Origin of the sequence: Pararoseomonas baculiformis (assembly GCF_017813395.1) — a bacterium.
In the GTDB taxonomy this organism is placed as follows: Bacteria; Pseudomonadota; Alphaproteobacteria; order Acetobacterales; family Acetobacteraceae; genus Roseomonas; species Roseomonas baculiformis.
This window is the reverse complement of record NZ_JAGIZB010000063.1, coordinates 1-8,208: the sequence shown is the minus strand read 5'-3', so window position 1 is coordinate 8,208 and position 8,208 is coordinate 1. Positions and strand designations below refer to the sequence as shown.

General features: G+C 67.8%; 7 protein-coding genes and 1 pseudogene. 3 read left to right on the top strand and 5 right to left on the bottom strand.

Annotation, left to right across the window (positions count from 1 at the left end):
- Positions 1-210: 210 nt before the first annotated feature.
- Complete coding sequence (locus tag J8J14_RS24155; protein ID WP_245216140.1) at positions 211-699, bottom strand: DDE-type integrase/transposase/recombinase; 489 nt, start codon at positions 697-699, stop codon at positions 211-213.
- Between J8J14_RS24155 and J8J14_RS24150 the strand changes: the two are divergent.
- A pseudogene (locus J8J14_RS24150) lies at positions 698-1,660 on the top strand (IS630 family transposase). The gene J8J14_RS24155 and the pseudogene J8J14_RS24150 overlap by 2 nt on opposite strands.
- Here the strand turns inward: J8J14_RS24150 and J8J14_RS24145 are convergent.
- The 4 genes from J8J14_RS24145 to J8J14_RS24130 all read right to left on the bottom strand — a co-directional run bounded on the left by J8J14_RS24145 (position 1,605) and on the right by J8J14_RS24130 (position 4,705).
- Complete coding sequence (locus tag J8J14_RS24145) at positions 1,605-1,892, bottom strand: DDE-type integrase/transposase/recombinase (RefSeq protein ID WP_209382090.1); 288 nt, start codon at positions 1,890-1,892, stop codon at positions 1,605-1,607. The pseudogene J8J14_RS24150 and the gene J8J14_RS24145 overlap by 56 nt on opposite strands.
- Positions 1,893-2,116: 224 nt before the next feature.
- Positions 2,117-2,971 (bottom strand): segregation and condensation protein A, encoded by an 855-nt coding sequence (locus tag J8J14_RS24140; protein ID WP_209382089.1) that lies wholly within the window; start codon positions 2,969-2,971, stop codon positions 2,117-2,119.
- Positions 2,964-3,677, bottom strand: coding sequence for a hypothetical protein (locus J8J14_RS24135; RefSeq protein ID WP_209382088.1), 714 nt, complete (start codon positions 3,675-3,677; stop codon positions 2,964-2,966). The genes J8J14_RS24140 and J8J14_RS24135 overlap by 8 nt, the downstream gene beginning before the upstream one ends.
- Entirely contained in the window at positions 3,674-4,705 is a 1,032-nt protein-coding gene (locus J8J14_RS24130; protein ID WP_209382087.1) for a tyrosine-type recombinase/integrase, read from the bottom strand. Before J8J14_RS24130 ends, J8J14_RS24135 begins: the two co-directional genes overlap by 4 nt.
- A 1,265-nt stretch (positions 4,706-5,970) precedes the next feature.
- On the opposite strand from J8J14_RS24130, the gene J8J14_RS24125 reads away from it, so the two are divergent.
- Both J8J14_RS24125 and J8J14_RS24120 read left to right on the top strand, forming a co-directional pair.
- Complete coding sequence (locus J8J14_RS24125; RefSeq protein WP_209382086.1) at positions 5,971-7,146, top strand: zinc-dependent alcohol dehydrogenase; 1,176 nt, start codon at positions 5,971-5,973, stop codon at positions 7,144-7,146.
- Between the two features lie 27 nt (positions 7,147-7,173).
- Positions 7,174-7,713: a hypothetical protein gene (locus J8J14_RS24120; protein WP_209382085.1), complete on the top strand. Its 540-nt coding sequence runs from the start codon at positions 7,174-7,176 to the stop codon at positions 7,711-7,713.
- Positions 7,714-8,208 lie beyond the last annotated feature (495 nt).

Below are 8,208 nucleotides of genomic sequence, written 5' to 3'. Positions count from 1 at the left end.
GTTCTTCAATTATCCGGGCTGGGAGGAACACGAATTTCGCGCATTCGCGGAATTTGCGGAGCAACGGAAGCTCCCTCACGAATACCTTGCCTACAATGCGACCCACGAGCAGGTTGCAATTCGCGTCACGGGGTAGGGTCAGGACCCTCTACGGGGCGTTGTCAGGTTGATGATGATGGCGATGTAGAGAGCTTACGGCTGGCACTTGCCTCACACGGCACGTGCCACTCCGGTCACATCTCGCCATGTGCGAAATGCCGCGTCCCGAGCGGCACGGTATTCAGTGGCGGTTACGTGGTGGCGCCGAAGCTGGATGTGGTTGTGGATCCGGCTGTGTGTGGAGAGGAAACGCTGCGCGTGACGGGCCGATTTGAACCGCTGCATCTGCCGCTCTCGTCGTCGCGTTGGCTGGTGCGACACTTCGGCTCGGTTGTTGAGATACCGGCTCTGTCGGTGCTCCACCCCAGGCAGGATGTCGCGTTTCGCGGCGGCGTAGCTCTTTAGCTTGTCCGTGACAATCACTCGCGGGATGTATTGCAACACCTTCAGGAGCTTGCGAAAGAACCGATTGGCAGCCTGGGTGCTTCGCCGGCTCTGCACAAGAATGTCTAGAGCGGTTTCCGGCCTGACTGAATCGCTTGTGATCCACGGGGTCGTATTCAGGTGATTCAGTGTCCCTGGCGAGGAGGCCCTGGGCATGTCGAAGGCGCTGTCAGTGGATCTCCGGGAGCGGGTGGTAGCAGCGATCGCTGCCGGTGCGTCCTGGCGGGCGGCGGCGGCCCGCTTCGGGGTGAGCGCGTCGAGCGCGAGCCGCTGGGCCACGCTGGCGCGAGAGGTAGGTTCGGTCGCACCGGGGCCGCTTGGCGGGGACCGCCGGACGGCACGGATCGAGGCGCACGCGCCGCTGATCCTGGGCCTGGTCAAGCGGAGCTCCGACATCACCCTCAAGGAGATCCGGGCCGAGCTGGCGGAGGCGGGCGTATCGGCCGGGATCGGCACGCTGTGGCGCTTCTTCCACCGGCGCCGGATGACATGGAAAAAAAGTCAGCCCACGCTGCGGAACAGGACCGTCCGGACGCCCTGAAGCGACGCTGGGCGTGGTTCGAGGGCCAGCTCGATCTCAATCCTGCCAGGCTGGTCTTCATCGATGGTTCAAAGCACTGCTTTGAACGGGGCATCCACCAACATGGCCCGTACCCGCGGCCGGGCGCCCCGGGGAGAGCGCCTGCGAGCCGGCATCCCGCACGGGCACTGGAAGACCACCACCTTCGTCGCGGGGTTGCGCAACACCGGCATGGTCGCGCCCATGGTGCTCGACGGCCTGATCAATGGCTGCGCCTTCCAGGCTTATGTCGACCAAGTCCTCGTGCCGGAGCTGAAGGTTGGCGACATCGTCGTCATGGACAACCTCGGCAGCCACAAGGGTGCGGGCATCAGAGCCTCCATCGAGGCCGTAGGCGCGGGCCTGCTCTACCTCCCGCCCTACAGCCCCGACCTCAACCCCATCGAGAACGCCTTTTCCAAACTGAAGGCGCTGCTCCGAAAAGCCGCCGAGCGCACCGTCGATGGCCTCTGGAACACCATCGGCAGCCTCATCCCAACCTTCACCCCAGCCGAATGCGCCAACTACTTTGCCGCAGCTGGTTACGACCCAGACTGATGGGAAACCGCTCTAGCACGTTGCCGTCCTGGTCGACCGCACGCCAGAGATAGTGCAGCTGGCCGCGAATACGGATGAACACTTCATCCATCGACCACCTCTCGCCCGGCCGGGGCCGATGGCGCCATAGAGTGTTGGCGAATAGCCGGCCGAAGCGCAGGCCCCACTCGCGGATGGTATCGTAGCTGACCACGACACCCTGCGCCGCCACGATCAGCTCGACGTCACGCAAGCTCAGGCTGAAGCAATGACAGAGCCAGACCGCGTGCTGAATGACAGCCGCTGGGTAGGGGAAGTCGCGGTATGGATTAGGCGACGGCGTCATGGCGGGTAGGCTGCCATCACCCAGCTAGACCGCCATCCTGATAGCGCCTGTGTCCAGCCACCTAGCCTGCGGGATCCGTCGTACTGGTCCACACCGTACTTCTGCGAACAATCAGCCCTGCGCCTTCAAAATCAGGCGTCTATCACAGGCTCAGAGGATAGGGGCGCAAGCGTGACAAGTCCGAAGGGTTCCTTCTGCCCGAGAGCCACCCTCCTATCCCTTGCCATCTCCAGCCCCGCGGCGAAGGTGCTGGCGAGCGCCGCCCGGAGGCGGATCGGCCGGTCGGGCGCGTGGTGCGGGATTGGCGGTAGGCAGCGCTCCAGGGGCAGGTAGGCCGGGTTCTCTTGGAGGAGCTCCGCGATGCGCCGGAGTGCGTCCGGGATGCGCCAGAGCTCGGGCGGGCGGGGCCGGTAGGTGGGGGCTGGCTCGGCGGCCTGCCCTGCCCCTCCCTCCAGCATGGCGAGGGTCGCCTCCAGGAAGTCGAGGTAGAGCTCCGCCTGCGGCCGGGCCTGGGCCGGGGTGCTCCCTCCCCTGCCGAACACCCCCCTCCCGAGCTGCGGCCGTGCCGCGAGCCAGTCGGCACCCGCCCGCATGCGGGAGAGCTCGTCGAGCTGCTCCAGGCGGCGGGCCGCGGCCGCCTCCGCCGCCTCCGCCTCCTCCTGGCTCGCAGGGGCCAGGAGCTGCGCCTTGAGCAGCAGGAGCCGGCTCGCCATGACCAGCCACTCCGCCCGGCGCTCGAGCGGGATCCGCCCCTCCCCGCTCTCGATGGCACCCACCAGCTGGTCCGTCAGGGTCAGGATGGAGAGCCGGCCGAGGTCGACCCGCTGGCGCCGGACCATCTCCAGCAGGAAGTCGAGCGGGCCCTCGAAGCCATCGACACTGAGCCGAGGAGCCAGATGGAGCGGGGCAGATCCGGACTGAGCGCCCCTGCCCTCCCCCTCCCAGCTCGCCGCCTCCGCACCGGCCGCGGCCTGAGCCTCAGCCATCCCGGCGCGCCCCGGCTCGCGCTCCTCCGGCCCGCCCCGGGTAGTGCGGCCGCAGCTCAAGGGAGAGCCCGGGCCAGGTGCGGCGGAGCCGGGCGATGGCTGCCCAGGGCGACCAGTCCGCCGACCAGAAGCCCACCCGCAGCTGGCCCATCCTCTTCTTGCGGCCATCCAGCGTGCTCGGGAGCACCTGGACGTGCCGCAACGGCCGGGTCACGCCCCAGTGGGTCCGGAGCCACTCCCGACTCACCATCTCTTCCGGCCCGAGCGCGAGGATGGCGGGCGGGACCGGCAGGAGCCGGTGCAGGTCGAAGGGGCAGCTGCGGTCGGTGTTCATCCGGGCGAGTGCCGCCCCGTGGTTGGCGGCCGCGGCGTCGCGCAGGCGCCGGGCGAGGATCTTGGCCCCTGCGAGGCTGATCGCCCGCACCCCGTCCTGGGGACCTGCCATGGGCAGGAGGAACTCCTCCTCGAGAGCCGCAAGGTCCAGCACCCAGGGCACCACCCCCGAACCGGCCGCGGCCGCCCGGAACGCCTCGACCCGCTCGGCCGCACCACCCACCTCCAGCACGTTCCACAGCCAGTCCACCGGGACAGGGGTGGGCTGCCAGGGATGGTCCGGTGAGTCGGGCCGCGCCCCGTCCCCGGCGATCCCCTCCCCTGCGCTCTCCTCTCCTGCCTCACCTCCCACCCGCCACGTCGCCCCTGTCACAGGTCGAGCAGCCGGGCCGGGCTGTCCTGGGTGATCTTGGCCCGGCGGCGGTAGCCCTGGGTGGTCGCGATGCTCTTCTGGCGGGCGTGGTGCATCACCTGCTCATCCAGCGCCCCCTTCAGATAGGCCTCGGTGATGAACCCCGCCCGCAGCCCGTGCGGGGAGAGCCGCTCGGTCTCATCCACCGTGAGCCGGGCCATCTCCGCCCGGCGGCGCAGGATCCGCCACACCCCTTGCGGGCTCAGCCGCTCCTCCAGCGCCCCACCAGGGCTGAGGCGCCGGAACACCGGACCCCACTCGATCCGGGTGCGCCGGAGCCACGCCTCCATCGCCCGCACCGGGCAGGAGAGCGGGTTCAGCCCGCGCGGGATCCCGATCGTGGCCCCCTCCCCCTCCTGGTCACGCTTGGAGCGCGGGATGAACACCGTCATCCCCTTCGAGGTGAAGCGCAGGTGCTCGCGGTCGATCCCGACCAGTTCCGAGCGCCGGAGCGCCCCGGCAAAGCCCAGCAGCAGCAGCGCCCGGTCGCGTGCCCCCGCCGTGTCGGTGCCACAGGTCGCGAGCAGCCGCTTGACCTCCACCGAGGTCAGGGCTGCCGCGGGACGTGTGGTCCTGCCGTGAGTCGCGAGGATGCCCCGCATCGTCGCCCCGATCGCCGGGTGCCGTGTCTCCCAGGGATGCCCCGCCTGCCGGTGCTGATGGGCAACGGCGGCCAGGCGCCGGCGCAACCCGCTCCGCCCGAGGCTCTGGGCCATGCTGGCGAGGTGGCCAGCCACCACCACCGGAGAGGCCGGGAGCGGGGCAATGCCGCCCGCCTCGCACCAGGCGCAAAAGGCGCGCCAGTCGCTCTCATAAGCCCGGCGGGTGTTCTCCGAGAGCGCCCGGCCGGCATAGCCGGCGGCCCTCGCCACGGCATCCCCGACCGGCCCGGAGAGCACGGCCAGGGCCTCGGGCGGAAGCGCCTGGCCCACGAGGCGCCGGACAGCCGGGGGGAGCGGCGCCCGGCCGGTCCCGTCGGGCTGCGTCAAGGCCAGTGTTCCTCAGGCGGGTGTGGCAAAAGCCTCCTGTTTGCTGGGCTTCGCGCGTCTCTCCCGGTCATCCCCCCACCCCCCCTGCACTCTTCGGCCGGTCGGTCCGGTGCCCACCGCCCCGCCACTCCGGCCCGTTTCAATGTGCCAGGGCGGGTGCACTCATGGCAATCTGCCCGTCCCTCTCCCTTAGGCACGATAATAGAGTTTTATCGTGCCTAAGTGCCCGGCCGGAGTGGTTGGTCAGGTCCGTAATCGCTGGGCTCTCGGGTCGGCAGCGTGGAACGGACGGGGCCCGCGCCTGCTCAGCCAAGTCCGGCGCCTACCCGCCTGACTGCTGCAGCATTCGGGCCGCGATATCTGCCGTTAGAAGGTCGGGCGCAGCCCCGGAGGCCACTTCATCTCCTGAATGGCCACATGTGCTGCCTGCATGGGTGCGCGCTCAACGGCGCAGTCTGGCCGAGAGCGGATGGCTACTCGTGAGAGTGCGGGACCGCGAAGCGGACATGACACGCCGCCGAAACCCGACACTCTGCATTCCCGGTGAGGCCGGCCTGCTTCTGGACCGCGAACTCGTCCTGCGAGGGCCAGCGGCGCGAGTATGAACAGCGCCAGGAGGGCGCCGGAGAGTAAGAACGTCTCGTGCGGTCCCAGCATGTCCAGTATTAGCGGAAAGAGGAGAGGCACCCCGCCCTGGGTCGAGCGCGCCTGAGCAGCCAGTAGCTCTGCCCCTAGCCGTTCCTGGCGCCGTGAAGCAGCACGAACCGTGTGTCGCCACCGGCCCCAGGAGGGCCAGCAGCACTGCCCCGACCGGGCAAAGGCCTGCGGCGATCTGGGCCATGACAGCGGGGCGACGCCCTCCGGAGAAGAGCGATCTCCGCCAACCGGCGGGGGGCACCTGTGCCGGGTAGAGCGCAACCGCCGCGAAAATCGCCGCCGTCGCTACTGTGCCAGGGGCTTCGATGCTGCGCGGCAGGTCGGTTGTTATGAACAAGCTGGTGAGATGGAACTAATCCCGAGGGAAGGTGATCATCGCTCGGCCACCTGCTCCGGGCAGTACCTAAGTCCGCATCAAATCGTAGTCACAGCGCGTAATCAGCCTGCACCCGCAACTCCGCTCTGTAGCGGGCGTTTATCGAACTGGCGCGAAAGTTCCGCCATTCACAATCGCCGCCCATTCCCGCGCGAACCCTGATTCTTTCCTGCTTTTCGGACATCGAACGCGGACTGTGTCAAGCACCCTCGGGCTAGAGGAGGCAGGCGCCATGAGAGCCTTGGTCTGGCATGGCAAGGAAGACATTCGCTGCGACCGGGTTTCGGATCCGGAGATCGAGGATCCGCGCGACGCGATCATCAGGGTGACGAGCTGCGCGATCTGCGGCTCGGACCTGCATCTCTTCCACAACTTCATCCCCGCCATGCTGCCCGGCGACATCGTGGGGCACGAGATGATGGGCGAGGTGGTGGAGGTGGGTTCCGCCGCGAAGGGCAAGCTGAAGGTGGGCGACCGGATCGTCGTGCCCTTCACGATTTTCTGCGGCGAGTGCGAGCAGTGCAAGCGCCAGAACTTCTCCGTCTGCGAGCGGTCGAACCGCAAGAAGGAGCTGGCCGACAAGGTGTTCGGCCATGCCACCGCGGGGCTGTTCGGCTACACGCATCTGACGGGCGGCTATCCCGGCGGGCAGGCCGAGTATCTGCGCGTGCCCTTCGCCGATACGACGCATATCAAGGTGCCGGACAGCCTGACGGACGAGCAGGTCCTCTTCCTCGGTGACATCTTCCCGACGGGATGGCAGGCGGCCGTCCAGTGCGACATCGAGCCGACGGATACGGTGGCGATCTGGGGTTGCGGCCCCGTGGGCCAGATGGCGATCCGCAGCGCCATCCTGCTGGGCGCGAAGCAGGTGGTGGCGATCGACTGCATCCCCGAGCGCCTCGCGATGGCCGAGGCGGGCGGCGCGATCACCATCAACTTCAAGGAGGACAGCGTCATCGGGCGCCTCGATGACATCACCTCCGGCAAGGGGCCGGAGAAATGCATCGATGCGGTGGGCATGGAGGCGCATGTCTCCATCAGCCAGCCCGACACGCTGCTCGACCGTGCGAAGCAGATGGTTATGCTGGAGAGTGACCGCCCACATGTGCTGCGGGAGATGATCTATGTGTGCCGCACAGCGGGCGCAATCTCCATTCCGGGCGTTTACGGGGGGCTGGTGGACAAGTTCCCAATGGGGCTTGCGATGAACAAGGGTCTGACCTTTCGCATGGGCCAGACGCATGTGAACCGCTGGACGGATGAGCTGCTGCGGCTGATCGAGGAGGGGAAGATCGATCCCTCCTTCGTCATCACCCACACGGTCGGCCTCGAGGAGGGGCCCGAGATGTACAAGGTGTTCCGCAATAAGCAGGACAACTGCGTGAAGGTCGTCCTCAAGCCCTGAGGTCATGCGATGAACATGATGACAAGAATGGCCGGCATTGCTCGCTCGCCGAGTGATCCGGAGGTGCAATCCACCGGGCCGAGCTCGCTCGGCGCGTCGGACCGGCTGGCGCGCGGGCTCGGCTGGTTCAGCATCGGCCTGGGCGCGCTTGAGATTTTCGGTGCGGAGCGGCTGGCTTGGGCACTGGGGCTGCGGGGGCGCGAGTGGCTGATCCGCGCCTTCGGGGCGCGGGAGATCGCGAGCGGAATGGTATCGCTTTCCGCGAACCCCAATCCGGGGATTGCCAGCCGCATCGCAGGCGACGCGCTGGACATCCTCGTCCTGCTCTCCGCACTGCGGCGGGACAATCCGCGGCGGGAAAATGTCGAGGCTGCGTTGCTGGCCGTTGTCGGCATCACCGTGCTCGACGTGATCTGTCAGAAGGGCTTGGTGGCGCGGCATGCCCGCCCGCAACGTGGGTGGCGCGATTACAGCAACCGGAGTGGTTTCCCGAAGGGCTTGGCCGCGGCACGCGGGGCAGCGCAAGACCGGGCTGGGCCGCTGTCAGGTCCTTCCGCGGGGGTCTGAGGCCTCCACCTGGGGACTGCCCTTGCGGGCTGCAGGCGGGCTGCCTGCCGTCATCTCCCTGGCTGGAGAGACATTCTAATTGGTCTGCGAGGTGAGGGTGCCGCACGAACGCCGACTGGAGCCGGTTGGTGCACTGGGCGCGGTTAGCACGGGTTAGCCGAAGCTCGAACCGCTTTCGAACGACCGCATTCAGCCAACAACAGCTGGGACATCATCGCCACAGCATGTCCGCTTTGAAGCCGCCAGGATCGGCGGCTGAAGGACCGCCTTGGGCGCACAGCCACCGATCGTGCGGCCTCGTGAACTTTTCAGATAGTGGCAAACGCCCCTGCCCTGCTCATCAGGCGCGTTGTTAGAGCGTTATCGTGCCTAAGCTCGACTTTGGCCATCACGCGGCGTGGCAGATGGCGTAAGCCAGGGCGCGTTGCAGGGCTGGGCGGGGTTTTGCGTTGTGGGTGCTGCGCCGCGACGTGAGCAAACCCTGCTCTCGCCAGA